Raw genomic sequence first — 15,794 nt, forward strand, 5'->3', positions numbered from 1 at the left:
ATGTACACCAAGGCAGACTTCCAGAAGAAAATCGCCGACACCATCGGCAACTACCAGTCCATCGCGCCGCTGTACCAGGCGGGCGACCCGCGCACCCTGCAACACCTGGACGCGATGGCGACCATGCTGGCGATGTTCTCCGCCCAGGTGGAAACCGCCCAGGCCGAACCCTACGACAAGGTACGTGATTCGACCGTGCTGGCCGACGCGGCCATGCGCGGCATCATCCGCAGCGGCACGCCGGCGCGCGTGCGCATCCGCGCCATCAACGGCGGCACCGAGGACTTCACCGTGGAATCGGCGCGCACGCTGCTGGATTCGTCCGGCCTGCTGTACCGCGCGGAAACCCCCGTCACTATCCCGCCGGGCGGCGAGGCCACCTTCGAGGCCAGCCAGCTTCGCGCCGTGACGACCACGCACACGGTTTCCGGCAGCGAGCCGTTCTATGCCGTGCCCGTGCCGGCGGCGGACGACGACGCCTTCCTGTGCTCCATCGCCGTGAGCGACGCGCAGGGTGGGTACGCCTACCGCAACCGCTACGTGAATACCGAGGCCGATGAGCGCGTGTTTCACGTCGAAGCCGACGACCGCCAGCAGGTCTATGTCCGCTTCGGCTTCAGCGGCGTGGTGGGCGTACAGCCGGCGGACGGGGCCGAAATCACCCTGACCACCTACTACACCAACGGCGCCGTGAGCCCAGCCTTCGGCAGCCCGTTCTCGTTCGAGTATCTTGGTTCGCCGCTGGAAGCCGTCGTGGAGCTCAAGATGGACGCGCTCTTGCAGCCCGGCCAGAACCCCATGCCCATGTCGGTGCTGCGCGACCTCGCGCGCTACCCGTCGGTCTATGACGACAACGCGGTGTTCCTGGGCGAGTTCGGGTTTCTGGTGCGCAAGAAGTTCCCGAACCTGCAATTCCTCTCGATCTGGAACGAAACCGAGGAAGAGCAGGCGCGCGGTGCGAGCCTCGACAACATCAACGCCCTGTTCGTGGCCTGTCTGTCTGAAGAGGGAGGCGAGGCCGTGCTCGAAGAAGCGGATCCCGCCGCGCCCGTGGCGCCGGTGAAAATCGCCGAGGACGACCTGACCGAGACGCAGCGCACCATCCGCGCCACGATTCTGGCCGCCGACAACAGCTACCGGGTCTATTTCTTCACGCCGGTGCGCTCGAAGATCGCCATGTCCGTGGGCGCGCGCGTGAGCACGTCCTACGTGGCTTCCGACGTGCGCCAGAAAATCATCGAGGCCGCCCTGGGCGAGTTCGGCCAGGCCGCCGCCGCGTCGCGCCGTGGGCGCAATCGCCCGCTCTACAAGCGCGTGTATGAGCTGCTGCGCCAGAAGGTAGCGGCGCTGGCAAGCGGCGATTCTGACCTGACCGTGAACATCGTGGAGCCGCCGTCGCTGGCCGCACGCCCTGAAATGTGGCGCTACGTGTCCGCCGACAGCCTGGCCGTGACCGTCGAAACGGCCAACATCGTCACGCCCACCTGGGGCGGGTGATCGCCATGTCCTTTGACTTCTCGAATGCCCAGCTCCCGCGCCTACTGCCGCTGGAAAACAGCTATGCCGAAAACGATGTTGAAGACGACCTGAAGCGGCTCTTCCTCGACCTCTTCAACGACATGCTGGCCCCGGATGTCTTCGACGTGAATGTATCAGGCGCCGCGCACCTGGGTTCCTTCGACCTCGTGCGCAAAGCCGTCAATACAGACGGCCTGGTGCTGCTGCAAGGCGACCGTGAAGAGGCGGCCACGCGCTACCTGTACCGGGCCTGGAAGTCTGGCGACGTGCAGGGGCGCGGCCTGCACTTCCTGAAGACCTACCTGCAAATGCTATTCCCGAACCAGTGCGAGATTGAGCAGCTTTGGCAGGACAAGGACTACCCGTATCCCACTGCGCTCTACACCTCGAAGCCGAGCTTCGCGTGGTGGCTGCATCAAGTCGGCGAGCCGGGCCTGAAGCTGGATGGCACCTGGGGCCTGGGCCGGCGCATCGAGGACGCGGACGAAAGCCGCAAGGACAGGGTGGTGGATACGAGCGGCATGTTCCTGACCAGCCGCATCATGATCTCGCTGGGCTTCGACGTGGATACCCAGTCCGTCGCCAAACTCATCCAGATTATCAAGGACGTGATTCCGGCACGCCTCGTGCCGGTGTTCCGTTTCTGGCTGAACGAATCGTTCCTGCTGACCATCCTCGCGTCCTACAAGTTCTGGATGCGGAAGGACATGCTGGCGCGCTACCCGTGGTGCGGGCGCGTCATCACCGATGATCCGTCCGGGCGCTGGAAGCTGGGGATTGACGGCGAACTGCCGCGCCTGCCGCAGCCGTTCGGAACCTTCAAGCTGGGCCACAAGTACGGCCAGAAGTCGAACTGGCACCTGCACAACTGCCGTGTCACCGGCGCACAGCGCGTGACCATCACCGCCGAGGCCCCGGCCTGGCGGGTCGAAACCTTGCCTCTGGAAGAGTTCGAGTACGTCACCCCTCCGCCACCAACGAAGCTCTACCACCACACGCGCCGCCTCGATGGCGGCTGGACGGTTGGTAGCGGCCTGCACATCGGTGCATTCCGTCTCGACGGCTCGCATCGGCTCCCCACTCGGAAAATGACCGAATACCCGCGCTTCGGTCAATTCAAAATCCGCAACTACCAGCAGCCCGTCCTGCTGCCGACCTCTCCCGCGCGCCTGACGCTCTCCGGCGCATGGAAGCTGGGCGGCCCCAGGAACGCGGAATTTGAGTTCTACAAGATCGAAGGAGCGTGACCGTGCCCGAAGCCGTAGTCGCCGATAGCTACCGCCGCCGCGTCGCCGCCCACATGGCCGGCACGGGCGTACTCAAGCCCATCGCATTCATCGCCTATGGCGACGGTGGCCACAACCCCGACAACACCGCCAAGCCCGCCGACAGCGGCGCCGCCGGCCTCTACCACGAGGTCAAGCGCAAGCCCGTCACGGCCTTGGTTCAAGAAGACCTGTATTCCGCCACCGGGAAGGGCGTCGTTGAATCCGACGACCTCAACGCCGGCGCTCTCTCCGAGGCGGCCTTGCTCGACACCGACGGCAACCTTGTTTGCTGGAAAACCTTTGCGCCGAAGTACCTGGAGAACGGGGAAACCTACGGCGTCAATCTGAAGATGCGATTCTGAAAGGAGCTCTCCCCATGTCCCTGCCCAACCAAAACATCACGCCGATTCCGAACAACGAGCCGGATGCCGTCCCCTCGCTGTGGAACACGCGCTACCAGGAAATCGACGAGAACTTCGCCGCCCTCGACGAGCGCCAGACGACCGTCGAAGACGAGCTGAACGCCGCCAAGGGCGACGCGCCCACCTTCGCCGACAAGATGAACCAGGTGGCGCAGGCCGTTGCAGACCTGGGCGGCGACATCGGCGACTTGCAGGGCATGACCGCGCCCATGCTGGCGCGCGCGGTGCGCCTGGACTGGGACTATTCGGGCAACAACATCAGCCTTGAAATGTGGGCCGGCGAATACACGCTGACCGACACGCAACCCATTGCCGTGACCTCTGCCGTCGCCGGCGACGATTCCATCGACGTGACCGACAGCAGCTTCTTCACGCCCGGCCAGAACTACGTCATCTACAACGCGACGCACGCCGAGCAGGTTCACGTCAATGCCGTACTGAACGGCACCCGCATCCGCATTTCCGATCCGCTGGCGAACGCCTACGGTGGCGCCGGCGCGTTCCTCGCCCGCACGTCGTTTGCCGTCGCCAACGGCACCGCGCAGGCCAAGCCGGGCGCGGCGTACTTCTCCAAGCCCATCAATCTGGGCTTCGATGGCGTCAAGCGCGCCGTCGTCATCCGCCGCACGCCCACCGCCTCCGTGGTGAACGTCGATTTTCTGATCGACGGTGAATGGGTGTCCGCGCCGCTGGCCTGGACGCGCGAAGGTGGCAAGGTGCCGGCGGGCTACATCGACTGCGAGTACGAATTGCTCGTCAATGGCGACACCGCGCTGCGCGTGACCGTCGTGGGCGGTGCTGGCAACACCGAGATCCAGCACATCATCGGCCTGGGCTCCACCACGGGCCTGCGCGGCACGCACACGCCGCCGCTGAAGCCCGCCATGTCCAACCCCGTCGATGGTGCTGAAAACCTGACCGACCGCCCGACGCTGGGCCTGACCGGCTACGTTTCGCCCACCGATACGCCCGTGGGCGCGGTGCAATTCCAAGTCTCCGCCACCGCCGACTTCGCCGAGGTCATCATCGACAGCGGCACGCAGGTGGGCGGCCTGTCCTGGCAGGAAATCGGCCTGCGCCTGCAAACCAGCCATGACTACTTCGCCCGTGGCCGCGCGCGCGACGCCGAAGGCGCGTGGTCGCCGTGGTCTGACCCGGTTTCGTTCTCCACCGCCGCGTCGTTCGTGTATGTGCAGGCACCGTCGAACGTCGGCCCGGCCAACAACCTGACCAACGTCGCCGACACGCCCACGCTGTCGTCCAGTGCCTTCGCGGTCTATGCGGGTGCGGACACCCAAGCGGCGGCCCAATGGCAAATCCGCGAGGCCAGCGCATCCTATGACGCTGCCACCTACGACAGCGGCGAAGATGCCACGCATCTGACCTCGCTGGCCGTCCCCGCCGGCCTGCTGCAGTCCTCGAACACGCAATACTTCTGGCGCGTCCGCCACAAGGGCGCAACCATCGGCTGGTCGGAATGGTCGGTGGAGACGAAGTTCACCACGAAAAAGATTTTCGGCACGGTGATCGGCATTGCCCTGGTTTCGACTGGTGCGACTTCCGGTTCATGGGCGCGCATCGACGAGGATGGCAACGCCAAAGCTACCGACGCCGCCTTCTTCAACGCCCACCCGACCTATGCCGGCATCGTCGATCAGACACTGGACAGCCAGGCGATGGTGAAGGTGCCCGCCTTCTACATCAAGACCGGCATCGTGGCGTCCGGCGCCTACGTCGGCAAGAAGGCCATCTGGGTTTCGGACAAGAAGGAAACCGGCTTCGAGATTCACCCGGCTTTCAAGAACGCCGGCGCTGACCTGGCCCAGTATTGGGTCGGCAAGTACCAGGGCTCGAACGCCTCCGGCAACAAGCTGGCGTCCGTGGCCGCCGTCGGGCCGCTGGTTTCCATCGACTTCCCGACGATGCAGGCTCGCGCGAACGCGCGCAACACCGGGGGCGTTACGGGCTTCTCGCTGTGGAGCATCTACCAACTCTCCGCCATCCAGATGCTGGCCCTGATCGAACTGGGCAACCCTGACGCCCAGACCTTGGTCGGTCAAGGCAATTCGAACAGTTCCGGCGCTACCAACGTCGATGCGTCTCCCACCTCGCAAGCCTCGTGGCGCGGCATCATCGGCCTCTGGTCGAACGTCTGGCAGATGGTCGATGGACTGCAAACCGACGCCAGCCTGAAATACAAAATCTGGGACAAGCAGGGCAACAAGACCTACATCACCACGAACCAGGTGGCGCCATCGGCTTCGGCCTCCTACCCGGTCACGATGTCCGTGGATGCCGGCGCGAACTACGACCTGTCGCAAGTGTTCCTGCCCGCCACCATCGACGCTTCGGCCTCGAACGGCACGTATGCGGACGCCTTCTGGTCGGCTGCGAACTGCGTGGCGTACCACGGCGGCAATTGGGGCCACGGCGCGACCGACGGGCTCTTCTGCCTGCACGTCGGCCTTCCCGCGTCGGGCGTCGACCCGAGTATCGGCGGTCGCCTCGCAAAGGTGTAATGGGTCATGTGACCTGTGTCATGTAGCAGTTGGGCGAGCGCGCCAAGCGCGCCGCCCCTCTCAAGAAAGGAGCAGTAAATGCAAATCGAAAACGGGAATCTGGTGGTGGAAGTCGAAGGCTCCACCATGACCGTGCCGCTGCCCGAGGTGGCAACCGCCGCCAAGGTCAAGGCGTACCTCGTCCCCGAGGCGTACCGCCCTGGCCGCCTGTTCATTTCGGTCACGGTTCCCGGCCAGCCGGAAGACGTGCCGGCGTGCAGTCAGGATCTGGTCGAACTGCTGGGCGAGGACATCCTCGAAGTCAGTGACGCGGCCATCCTCAATGCCGCCAAGGCCGCCAAGCTGACCGAAATCAACGGCGAGTGTCAGAAGGCGGTGGCCGCGCTGGCCGCCGACTACCCTGATAGCGAAGTGCAGTCCTGGCCCCAGCAGGTCAAGGAAGCCACGGCGCTGTCCGCTGACCCGCAGTCCGACGCGCCGCTGCTGACCGCCATCGCCACGGCGCGCGGGCTGCCCGTCGCGGAACTGGCCTCGCGCGTGCTTCAGAAGATGAACGCCTATGTGGCGGCATCCGGCGTGCTCATCGGGCAACGTCAGGCCGCCGAAGACCTCATCACCGCTGCCGAAGACCTGGAAGCCCTGTCCGCCATTTCCTGGTAACTGGGCGGGGCGCCAGGTGAAGCAATACTGCGCACGCCTTGCCCTGCTGCTGGGCTCCATGCTGATGACGCTGACCGGCAATCTGCTGGCGCTGCTGTCGGCCATCGCGGGAAGTGATCGCGCTTTCCGCGTCGCCGTCTCCAACGACCAGACCCTGAACGCCGCGCTGGATGGAAGCGAGGACGAAACCATCAGCAGCCGCGCCGGCAAGGCCGCCCGAGAGGGCAAGCGGTGGGGCTGCGTCCTGTGCAGGCTACTCAATGTCTTCGACAACGACCATTGCCAGAAGACCATCGAAGAGGACGAAGGAGAGAGGCTGGTTTGAAAAGCAACGACGCATACCTGAAGCTCATCACCAAATTGGAAGAACTCGACGCCTACACGCACACCGTCCTGCATCAGTTCCCGAAGCTCGAAAGGCATCTGCTCTGCGCTGAAATGCGCGCCGCCATGAACAAGGTATGCCGCCTGGCCGTCGTAGCGTGGAAGCGCCGACAGAAGGCTTCATCGCTTTTCGACTTGGACGTGGAAATCGAGGTGTTCCGACACTTCATCCGCAAGGCCCATCGCCTGGAATACATCAACACGCATCGCCTGGAAGTTTGGATGAAACACACGAACGAAATTGGCCGCATGGTCGGCGCGTGGATCAAGCACGAAGGAGCCGCCATGTAGTAGCACCCACCCGGTTTTTTTGAATGGGCAAGGGCTTATAACGGCGGCAATTGGGACAACGGCGCGAACGACGGGCTCTTCTGCCTGAACGTCAACAATCCCGCGTCGAACGTCAACACGAATATCGGCGGTCGCCTCGCAAACGAATAGTGCCAGAAGGCGCGTGGCCCAAGGGTCGCCGTCCAGTGCATATCCTTTGGGGCCTTTGTCCTGACCATGTTGTCGAAGATGAACAGGGCGCTGCGGCCAGTAGCCGGGAAACCGGCGGACGTGGCAGCGCCCGACCACACCGAATAGGAAGACATGCCGCGCACTGTGAATGGTCTTTGGGACGAACTCGCCTCCTTTGAAAACCTGCACCTGGCCTACATGGGCGCCCGCGACGGAAAGCGGTATCGCAACGAGGTAATGCAGTTCGCGGTAGAGGCTGAAGAGCACCTCTTCAACATCCAGAATCACATGCTCTGGAAGACTTGGAAGCCCGGCCCGCAACGCGAGTTCGTGGTGCGCGAGCCCAAGCTACGCCTGATTCAGGCGCCACCGTTTCAAGATCGCGTCGTCCATCATGCCCTGGTGCAGGTGGTGGAGCCGCACTTCGAGCGCCGCTTCATTTTCGACAGCTACGCTTGCCGCGAGGGCAAGGGCACCCAGCGCGCCGTCATGCGCGTGCAGCACTTCCTGCGCGTGGCGAAGCGGAACTGGGGCGATGGCATCTACGTGGTGAAGGCGGACATCAGCAAGTATTTCGCCAGCATCCAGCATCACATTCTCATGGACGAGGTGGAGCGCGTCATCGCGGATCCCGACGTGCTCTGGCTCTGGCGGCAAATCATCAGCGGCTACGGCCACGAGGCCGGGCTGGGCCTGCCCGTCGGCGCGCTGACCAGCCAGCTCGGGGCGAACGTCCTGCTGAACCGCCTCGATCACGTCGCCAAGGACGACATGGGCCTGCGCTTCTACGTGCGGTACATGGACGACTTCGTGGCGGTGGTGAAGGACAAGGCCGAAGCGCAGCGGGTGCTACAGGCCCTGGAAAGGGTTGTCAATGCCCTGGGCCTGTCGCTGAACCCGAAGACGGCGATTCACCCGTGGCAGCGCGGCGTTGACTTCTGTGGCTACCGTATCTGGCCGGCGCACATCCTCCCGCGCAAGCGCAACATCAAGCGCGCCCGCGCGGACTTCCGCCAGCTTATGACCCAGTATTTCGCCGGCGAAGTCGAGCTGCCCGACGTGCGCCAGCGCGTGATGTCGTTCCTCGCCTACGCGAAGCACTGCCAGGCCCACCGCACCGTCGAAGGCGTACTTGGCGACTTGGTGCTGGTGCCTGGCCTGCGTGACATCCCAGCCAAGCTGGCGCTAGGCCGCTGACAGCAGGCGGATGACGTTGCTCCCCTGCGTGGGCTTGACGAACGCCGGCGTGGGGGCGCCGGTTTCGCAGGCCACGATGAACTCGCACCACTTTTCCAGCGCCTCGCGGCGCTCTGGCCTTTCCTCGCGCACGTCGTAAATCTCGTCCAGCTCGCCCAGCTTGTGGTTGAGCGCCACCTCGGATTCCTCCCAGGACACACTCATGTTGCGCAGGTGGCCCTTGGCCGTTGAGCGGGTATCGTGCGGGGTGAATTTGCGTATCTCGATGTCGTGCCGCTCGAAGGCGCGGCGGATGGCCGCCCAAAGGGTCGTACCCCCGACGTGGGTATCGCCGCCCTTGTTGCGGCGCCGGCGCTCTTGGCGCGCGGGCAGCACGTAGATGGATTCCCCAGACATTTCAAATAGGGCGCGGAACCACTCGATCACCACGGGCGTGAGTGGCACGAGGAAGCCCCGACGAGTTTTCACCGATTCGTCCGGTATCCACCACATGCCCATGTCAAGGAAGATGTGCTCTTTCTTGGCCTTCGCCAGTTCGATGCCGCGCACGCACGTTGCCAGCAGGATACGGAAGGCGTAGGCGTTCTCCGTGCCGATGATGTCGATGTCGGGCAGCAGTTCGCGCAGCTCTTCTTCCAGCAGCATGACGCGCTTGCGGATGGGTGGTCGCGGCCCCTTGATGGACTTCAGCTTGACGCCAGTGCAGGGGTTGGCGGCGATGATTTTCAGGCCGCAAGCATGGTCGAACAGCTTGGATGCGGAGGTGAGGATGCGCTTCGATACCGTCCAGGTGCGCTTGCAGTCGGTGAGCATCGCCACGATGTCGATGGACGTGACGCGCTGCACGGGGCGCGCGCCGATGTAGGGGATGATGATTTGGTCGTAGTCGCGGTTTCGGTAGTCGATGGTGTCCTGGGCGTACTCGGTGAGCAGCAGGCACTTTTCCCTGTAGTCGGCGATCAGGTCGCGCACGCTCCACGCGGCCTGCACCCGGTTCTTTTCTTCTTGCTTTTCGATAGCCGGGTCGCGGCCCTCGTCGATGGCGACGCGGGCGACGCGGGCCTTCTCGCGTGCGGAGGTCAGGGAAACGTCGGGGTAGTTCCCGATGGTGAGTTCGCGCCGGCGGCCTTTGCCGATGCGGTAGCGGAGAATCCATGTCGCCGTGCCGGCGCCGGATAGGGTAAAGGTGAGGCCGTCGCCATCAGAGCGCGCGATGGCTTCGCCTTTCGACACCCAGTTCCTGATCTGGATGTCATTCAGTAGGTGTGTGAGTTTTGCCAAGTAGCCCCTCCCTTCGGGGTGGGTAGCTAGTTGGCCGGGAGCTTCTAGCTACCCACCTAGCTACCCACTTTATGCGCGATGTAGGGGCGCATCTTGACACGCTACGAAACGATGATTCAAGAGGTTGAGGGGAGAAGCCGGGGAGTTAAAAACGTATTGAGACGTTATGGAACGCTAATTTAGTTCGCAGGTTTCGAGCTTGACGCCCGGGTCGGCCTTGAGCCTGGCCAGGCCGTCGCGGCCGTCCACCGCGAAGGCGACGGTAAGGCCGTTGGCCTGGAGGAAGTTGCCCACTTCGTTGCGGACGGTGCTGGAGTCGTCGACGACGAGGATCTGTGCCATGTGCGTAAACCCTGCGGGAAGATCAAAAGAGTTCGAGTTCGCCGGCCGTCTCGGCGGGCGCTTCGTCATGCCAGTCGAAGTCCAGCGGCTCGTGCGCGTCCACGCAGAGGCTGGCCCGCACGATGACCGCGTCGCCCGCCGCCAGCTCGAAGTGCGCCAGGTGCTGGTGCGGCAGCGCCCGCAGATGCGGCCCGCTGCGGCTGTCGATGGTGTGCGGCGTGGACATGCCCGTGTGCCGGAAGAAGCGGCCCAGCGCGCGGTTGACCATGCCGCAGCACATGTTGCCGCGCTCGGACAGCGCATCGCGGAACACGCGGTCGCGTTCGGCCGCCGTACCGGCGGGCAGGCCCTGCGGCACGAAGTACGCGCGGCTCGCGGCCGTGTCGGGCACGTGCAGCGCCATCACCAGCCGCAGGTGGTTCGAGACGATCATCAGCACGACCATGTGCGAGCCGGCGCCCTGGCCCGGGTCGTCCACACGGGCCACGTCGGGCAGGCCGCCGTCCGGGCGCGCGAATGCATCCCGCAGCCCCTGGACCGCCATGCGTTCCAGGCTGTCGCGTGCATTTGGGCTGATGATCATGCGAGTTCGAACGCGGCGGCGGGCAAAGCCAGCGATTCGCTGTTCTTGCGGCTGACCAGTTCCAGGCTGCGCACGGCGCCGAGAATCATGCGGCCGCCGGCCTGCATGTCCTGGAAGGTGGTGGTGGTGATCAGGTCGTTCTCGTAGAGCGTGCGGCGGTAGTCGGCCGACAGCGCCTCGGCCCGCGCCGACAGCGAGCGCATCTCGTTGGCGACGATGCTGAAGCCGCGGCCGGTGGCGCCGGCGCGCGCGGCCTCGATGGACGCGTTGAGCGCCACTATCACCATCTGCCGCACGATGTGCGAGAACTCGTCGTTCTTGTGGTGCATGCCGCGGTTGTGGTCGAGCAGCACCTTCATGTCGTCGTGCCAGCGCTCGAAGGTCTTCTCGGCGCCGTACAGGTCGGTGATGCCCGCGGCCAGTTCACGCGCATGGCCGAGCGCCACGCCGCGCAGCCGATCGGCCTGGCCAAGCACGTCCTGCACGGCCGCCTGGCGGTCGGCCCGGGCTTCGGACCAGCGCTGCTCCCAGGTGCCGGCGGCCTGGCGATGGGCCGCCTGCTGGGCGGCCAGCTCGGCACGCAGCATGTCGGCTTCGGCGCGGGGAACGGCCAGTTCGCGGCGCGCCGACTGCACCTGCCGTTCATGCGCCTCCAGCCGCGCCCGCAGGCGCAGCAACCAGGGGACCGCCGCCAAGCCGCCGGCCAGCATGCCGGCGATGAAGTTCCACACCGGTGTCATGCCGCGATCAGCGCCTTGTCGCCGGGGCGCACGCCGTGCCGGGCGGGCAGCGTGATGACGGTGCGAAACGGGCGCACGCGCGCGCCCTCGATGCCCAGCAGTACGATGGCGATGCTGCCGCCCTCGGCCTCGACCAGGCCGCGCACCGCGTCCATGCCGACGCCGCGACCGGAGATCTCGGTGACCTGCTCGGCCGTGGAAAAGCCGGGCGCGAAGATCAGCTGGGCGGTCCCGTCGGCGGAGGGTGCGGCGTCAGCCGGCAGCAGGCCCTGGGACAGCGCCTTGGCGCGGATGCGGTCGAGGTCCAGGCCCTGGCCGTCGTCCTGCAGCGCGATGCGCAGCGCGTCGTCGTCGAGCGCGAGGGTCAGGCCGATGGTGCCGGCGGCCGGCTTGCCGTGGGCGATGCGCGCCAGCGGCGGCTCGATGCCGTGGTCCACGGCGTTGCGCAGCAGGTGCATGAACGCGTCGCGCAGCATGCCGCAGACCGGCGGGCGCACGGCGATGCCGTCGTCCTCGATCGCCACGTGCGGCTCTTCCTTGCCAAGTTCCACGGCCAGCGCGGGCAGCGCATCGATCACGCCGCGCAGCGCCTCGCCGATGCGTTCGGGCTCGCCGCGGCGGACCGCGCCGCCGCGGCCGAGCTTGGCGGTGTGGATGTGCAGGTACTCGTCGAGCGCCGCGCGCACCTCGGAGATCTGCGCGCGCAGTTCGTCGGGCACCCAGGCGGCCCGGCCGCTGCGGACCGCGTCGTAGTGCTGCTCCACGCGGTGCACCACCTCGGTCAGGTGCTGCAGGCCATAGGTGCGCGCGTTGCCCTTGATGGTGTGCATGTTGCGGAACAGCAGGCCCACGGCCTCGGCCTGGCCGTGCGTCTCGACGATGCGGGCGTTCTCCTGGAGGTAATGCGCGGCGCCCTCGGCGAAGGCATGAAACTTCTCCGGCTCCACGGCCAGGATCTCTCCGATGAGACCCAGTTCGCGGCGCTGCGCGGTGGCGGCGCGGGCCAGGCTGCGCAGTTCGGTCACGTCGCGCACGCACAGAAGCAGGCGCTGGATCGTGCCGTCGTCGCCGGCGATCGGCGCCCAGCTCAGGTCCAGCGTCTTCACGCGGCCGTCGGGCATGCGGCGCTGCACTTCGGTGGGCAGCAGGTGGGCGTTGAATTCGAAGTTCATCGCGTCCTCGCCCAGGCAGGCGTGGAGCGCGGCCTCGGTCTGCGCGCGCAGGTCGGCGCCGAGGTCGGTGTGGTCGAATACCAGGGCCATCGCGTCGCGGCCGGCGATCTCGTCGGTCTCCAGGATGGTGCGCAGGAAGTCGGAGAACTCCGGATGCACCGTGCCGCCGGCCTGCACCGTCAGGATGCCCTGCGGCACGTGGTGCAGCAGGGCCTGGATGTCGGCCGCCTTCTGCCTGACCAGCGCCGTGCTCTCCTCGATCTTCTGCAGCATGGCGTTGAAGGCGGTCATCGAGCGGCCGATCTCGTCGTTGCGCGTGACCTCCAGGCGGTGGGTGAAGTCCTGGCTGGCAGCGATCTCGGTCATCTTCGACTCCATCTGCGCGATCGGGTGGATGACCTGGCGGTACAGCAGCCAGCCGATGGCGCCGAGCGCCAGCACGGCGATGCCGCTGATGGCCGTGAGCATGGTCGAGGTGTGGGTCAGCTCGCCGTTGAGCGCGGCGATGGCGGCATCCTTGCTGCGGCGCTTCTCGACCTGCACCGCGTCGATCATCTGGCCCTGCTCGCGCAGGTACTGGTCGACCGTGGCGCCCATCGTGGCCTCGGCCAGCGCGGTCTGGCCGGCGAGTTTGAACTGCGCCGTGTCGTTGATCGACGAGAAGTAGTTCTGCAGGCTCTCCTGCGCAGCCTTGATGAGGCCGCTCTGGGCCGGGCTGTCGGCTTGGGCGAGCTGCTCGGCCAGGGCCTTCTGCAGGCCGTCCTTCCTGGCGTTGACCTCGTCGAGCAGGCGCCGGGCCGTGTCGTTGTCGGGCGCGGCCACCATGGCCAGCGTGGCGATCTGCACGTCCTTGAGCTGGGTCATCAGCTCCACCGACTTGATCGCGCTGGGCACGACGCCGTCGGTCACCGTGCGCACCTGGCCCGAGTTGCTGCGGGCCTGCACGATGGCGTAGCCGCCGATCACGCCCAGCGCGAGGAAGACGAGGACGACGAGGAGGATGATGCGCTGGCGGATGCTCATGAAGGCAGGCTCGAAAAAAGGGCCACGCCAGCCCGCAGGGAGCCGGCACATGCATCCAATTATTTCGGGCCGACATTGCGCTTTCGTGACGGCCTGCGGCCCGCGCCGGCCCCGGACCGCATACTCCCATCTCTAATGCCTTCTAGCGCACGATTTACGCGCTCTATCGGCCTATACTCCCCGCAGCCGGTCCACCTCGGCGTGCAGATCCTGCGCCCAGGCGCGGCGGTCGCGGCCCTGGGCGCGCTGGGGCGTGCCGTAGCGCACGACGGCCACGATGCTGCTGGCGCCGAGCGTGCGCCACAGCGATCCGATCAGCACCTCGTCGCCGGTGTAGCTCGGGGCGAAGCTGGTGGCGCCGGTGCGGCCGTCGGCAAAGCGCAGGGCCACCGGCACGACCGGCGCGTCCGCCTCGATCGCCGACTGCAGCAGGTTGGCATGGAAAGGCAGCAGCGTGCGGCCATCGCCCGTCGTGCCTTCGGGGAAGACCGCCAGCAGGTCGCCGGCGCGCAGCCGCTCGGCCATGCCCTGCACCACGCGCGCGGCGTCGCGGCGCGAAGTGCGCTCCAGGTAGAGCGTGCCCGCAGCATCCGACAGCGTGCCCAGCAACGGCCAGCCTTTCACGTCGGACTTGGAGATGAAACGGCAGTAGTGCGCCGCATGCAGCGTGGGGATGTCCAGCCACGAGATGTGGTTGGCCACGATCAGCCCCGCCTGGCCGGCCGGCGGCTCGCCCGCCACACGCAGCGTGATGCCCGCGCGGTGCAGGAAGCCGCGGGCCCAGTGCCGCACCGCGGCCTGGTGCTCGGCCTCGGACATGCGCGCGAGCCGGGTGTGGATGATCCAGATCCCGTGCAGGATGTGGGCGAGCACCCGCACCAGCCGGGTGGCGGCGATCAGGTGGCGCCGGGGCCGCACGGCCGCTTCAGCGCGCGAAGGCGATCTGCCCGCCCACGAGCGTGGCGCGCACGCGGCCCGGCAGCTCGTAGCCGGAGAACGGCGTGTGCCTCCCCTGGCTCGCGAGCGCGGCGCCTTCCACCGTCCAGGCGGCGGCCGGGTCGAACACCACGAGGTCGGCCTGGCCGCCCTCGGCGATGCGGCCGACGCTGGCCGCCAGCGTGCCGAGCGCCGGGCCCAGCACCCGCGCCGGGCCGGCGGTGACCGTGCCGAGCGCCTGGGCCAGCGGCACGCCCGCGTCGCTGGACCACTTGAGCGCCAGGCTCAGCAGCAGCTCCAGCCCGGTGGCGCCGGGCTCGGCCTCGGCGAACGGCAGCGTCTTGGCGTCCTCGTCGACCGGCGTGTGGTCGGACACCAGCGCGTCGATGGTGCCGTCAGCCAGCGCGGCCGCGAGCGCCTCGCGGTCGCGCTGCTGGCGCAGCGGCGGCGACAGGCGCGCGCGGCTGTCGAAGTAGCCGATGTCCACCTCGGTCAGGTGCAGCGAATTGATGCTCACGTCGGCCGTCACCGCCAGGCCTCGGGCCTTGGCCGCGCGCAGCAGTTCGACGCCGGCGGCACTCGACAGGCGGCACAGGTGCACCCGCGCGCCGGTGGCCTGCTGCAGCTCGAAGATGGTGTGCAGCGCGATCGTCTCGGCCGCCACGGGGATGCCGGGCAGGCCGAGCCGCGTGGCCAGGGCGCCGCTGGCCGCGGCGCCGCGGCCGAGGTGGTGGTCCTGCGGGCGCAGCCAGACGGTGTAGCCGAAGGTGGCCGCGTACTGCAGCGCGCGCTGGAGCACCTGGGTGTTCTGCAGCGCCACGTCGGCCTGGCCGAAGCCCACGCAGCCGGAGCCGGTCAGCTCGGCCATCTCGGTCAGCACCTCGCCGGCCAGACCGCGCGTGAGCGCGCCGAGCGGGAAGAGCCGCGCGCGGTGCAGCTTCTCGGCGCGGAACTTGAGCATCTCCACCAGGCCGGGCTCGTCGAGCACCGGGTCGGTGTCGGGCGGACAGACCAGGCTGGTCACGCCGCCGGCCACGGCCGCGGCGGTCTCGGATTCGAGCATGCCCTCGTGCTCGTGGCCGGGCTCGCGCAGGCGGGCGGCCAGGTCCACCAGGCCCGGCGCGACGACGCAGCCGGCGGCGTCGATCACCTTGTTGGGTGCGAAGTCGGCCGGCGCGGAACCGATGCCGATGATGCGGCCGGCGGCCAGCGCCACGTCGGCCACGCGGTCGAGGCCGCTGGCCGGGTCGATCACGCGGCCGTTGCGGATGAGGGTTTTCATGCTTC

14 protein-coding genes and 1 pseudogene are annotated in these 15,794 nt (G+C 66.9%); 8 read left to right on the plus strand and 7 right to left on the minus strand.

Annotation, left to right across the window (positions count from 1 at the left end):
• The 8 genes from GAK38_RS02055 to GAK38_RS02090 all read left to right on the plus strand — a co-directional run bounded on the left by GAK38_RS02055 (position 1) and on the right by GAK38_RS02090 (position 8,430).
• Positions 1 to 1,497 carry a hypothetical protein gene (locus tag GAK38_RS02055; RefSeq protein WP_325341012.1) on the plus strand — a complete coding sequence of 499 codons (1,497 nt, stop codon included), beginning with the start codon at positions 1 to 3 and terminating at the stop codon, positions 1,495 to 1,497.
• Positions 1,498 to 1,502: 5 nt separating this feature from the next.
• On the plus strand, positions 1,503 to 2,765 hold the full coding sequence (locus GAK38_RS02060; protein WP_325341013.1) for a hypothetical protein: 1,263 nt from the start codon (positions 1,503 to 1,505) through the stop codon (positions 2,763 to 2,765).
• Positions 2,762 to 3,148: a hypothetical protein gene (locus tag GAK38_RS02065; RefSeq protein WP_058379106.1), complete on the plus strand. Its 387-nt coding sequence runs from the start codon at positions 2,762 to 2,764 to the stop codon at positions 3,146 to 3,148. Before GAK38_RS02060 ends, GAK38_RS02065 begins: the two co-directional genes overlap by 4 nt.
• A gap of 14 nt (positions 3,149 to 3,162) precedes the next feature.
• Positions 3,163 to 5,727, plus strand: coding sequence for a hypothetical protein (locus GAK38_RS02070; protein WP_325341015.1), 2,565 nt, complete (start codon positions 3,163 to 3,165; stop codon positions 5,725 to 5,727).
• A 78-nt stretch (positions 5,728 to 5,805) separates the two neighbouring features.
• Positions 5,806 to 6,387, plus strand: a complete 582-nt coding sequence (locus GAK38_RS02075) for a hypothetical protein (protein WP_325341017.1) — start codon at positions 5,806 to 5,808, stop codon at positions 6,385 to 6,387.
• Positions 6,388 to 6,445: 58 nt separating this feature from the next.
• A complete protein-coding gene (locus GAK38_RS02080; RefSeq protein ID WP_325341019.1) occupies positions 6,446 to 6,712 on the plus strand; it encodes a hypothetical protein in 267 nt (88 codons plus the stop codon).
• Positions 6,709 to 7,062 carry a diversity-generating retroelement protein Avd gene (gene avd / locus GAK38_RS02085; RefSeq protein WP_325341020.1) on the plus strand — a complete coding sequence of 118 codons (354 nt, stop codon included), beginning with the start codon at positions 6,709 to 6,711 and terminating at the stop codon, positions 7,060 to 7,062. The genes GAK38_RS02080 and avd overlap by 4 nt, the downstream gene beginning before the upstream one ends.
• A gap of 303 nt (positions 7,063 to 7,365) precedes the next feature.
• On the plus strand, positions 7,366 to 8,430 hold the full coding sequence (locus GAK38_RS02090) for a reverse transcriptase domain-containing protein (RefSeq protein ID WP_325341022.1): 1,065 nt from the start codon (positions 7,366 to 7,368) through the stop codon (positions 8,428 to 8,430).
• Here the strand turns inward: GAK38_RS02090 and GAK38_RS02095 are convergent.
• The 7 genes and pseudogenes from GAK38_RS02095 to GAK38_RS02125 form a co-directional block, all read right to left on the minus strand.
• On the minus strand, positions 8,419 to 9,711 hold the full coding sequence (locus tag GAK38_RS02095; RefSeq protein WP_325341024.1) for a tyrosine-type recombinase/integrase: 1,293 nt from the start codon (positions 9,709 to 9,711) through the stop codon (positions 8,419 to 8,421). The genes GAK38_RS02090 and GAK38_RS02095 overlap by 12 nt on opposite strands.
• Before the next feature lie 177 nt (positions 9,712 to 9,888).
• Positions 9,889 to 10,053, minus strand: a pseudogene (locus GAK38_RS02100) (response regulator); the annotation flags it as partial.
• 22 nt (positions 10,054 to 10,075) lie between these two features.
• A complete protein-coding gene (locus GAK38_RS02105; RefSeq protein WP_325341026.1) occupies positions 10,076 to 10,636 on the minus strand; it encodes a hypothetical protein in 561 nt (186 codons plus the stop codon).
• The gene (locus GAK38_RS02110; protein ID WP_325341027.1) at positions 10,633 to 11,376 is read right to left on the minus strand and encodes a methyl-accepting chemotaxis protein; all 744 of its coding nucleotides are present in this window, start codon (positions 11,374 to 11,376) and stop codon (positions 10,633 to 10,635) included. The genes GAK38_RS02105 and GAK38_RS02110 overlap by 4 nt, the downstream gene beginning before the upstream one ends.
• On the minus strand, positions 11,373 to 13,571 hold the full coding sequence (locus GAK38_RS02115) for an ATP-binding protein (RefSeq protein WP_325341029.1): 2,199 nt from the start codon (positions 13,569 to 13,571) through the stop codon (positions 11,373 to 11,375). The genes GAK38_RS02110 and GAK38_RS02115 overlap by 4 nt, the downstream gene beginning before the upstream one ends.
• Positions 13,572 to 13,742: 171 nt before the next feature.
• Entirely contained in the window at positions 13,743 to 14,489 is a 747-nt protein-coding gene (locus GAK38_RS02120; RefSeq protein ID WP_325341031.1) for a lysophospholipid acyltransferase family protein, read from the minus strand.
• Between the two features lie 7 nt (positions 14,490 to 14,496).
• Positions 14,497 to 15,789, minus strand: coding sequence for a dihydroorotase (locus GAK38_RS02125; protein ID WP_325341033.1), 1,293 nt, complete (start codon positions 15,787 to 15,789; stop codon positions 14,497 to 14,499).
• Positions 15,790 to 15,794: the final 5 nt, after the last annotated feature.

Source organism: Xylophilus sp., from assembly GCA_009914555.1.
In the GTDB taxonomy this organism is placed as follows: Bacteria; Pseudomonadota; Gammaproteobacteria; order Burkholderiales; family Burkholderiaceae_C; genus WNDY01.

Excerpts from the sequence above, each read along its gene's own strand:
- GAK38_RS02060 (WP_325341013.1), top strand. The coding sequence starts at position 1,503 with ATGTCCTTTGACTTCTCGAATGCCCAGCTCCCGCGCCTACTGCCGCTG.
- GAK38_RS02110 (WP_325341027.1), bottom strand. The coding sequence starts at position 11,376 with ATGACACCGGTGTGGAACTTCATCGCCGGCATGCTGGCCGGCGGCTTG.
- GAK38_RS02055 (WP_325341012.1), top strand. The coding sequence starts at position 1 with ATGTACACCAAGGCAGACTTCCAGAAGAAAATCGCCGACACCATCGGC.
- GAK38_RS02090 (WP_325341022.1), top strand. The coding sequence starts at position 7,366 with ATGCCGCGCACTGTGAATGGTCTTTGGGACGAACTCGCCTCCTTTGAA.
- GAK38_RS02075 (WP_325341017.1), top strand. The coding sequence starts at position 5,806 with ATGCAAATCGAAAACGGGAATCTGGTGGTGGAAGTCGAAGGCTCCACC.
- GAK38_RS02070 (WP_325341015.1), top strand. The coding sequence starts at position 3,163 with ATGTCCCTGCCCAACCAAAACATCACGCCGATTCCGAACAACGAGCCG.
- GAK38_RS02125 (WP_325341033.1), bottom strand. The coding sequence starts at position 15,789 with ATGAAAACCCTCATCCGCAACGGCCGCGTGATCGACCCGGCCAGCGGC.
- GAK38_RS02115 (WP_325341029.1), bottom strand. The coding sequence starts at position 13,571 with ATGAGCATCCGCCAGCGCATCATCCTCCTCGTCGTCCTCGTCTTCCTC.
- GAK38_RS02105 (WP_325341026.1), bottom strand. The coding sequence starts at position 10,636 with ATGATCATCAGCCCAAATGCACGCGACAGCCTGGAACGCATGGCGGTC.
- GAK38_RS02080 (WP_325341019.1), top strand. The coding sequence starts at position 6,446 with ATGCTGATGACGCTGACCGGCAATCTGCTGGCGCTGCTGTCGGCCATC.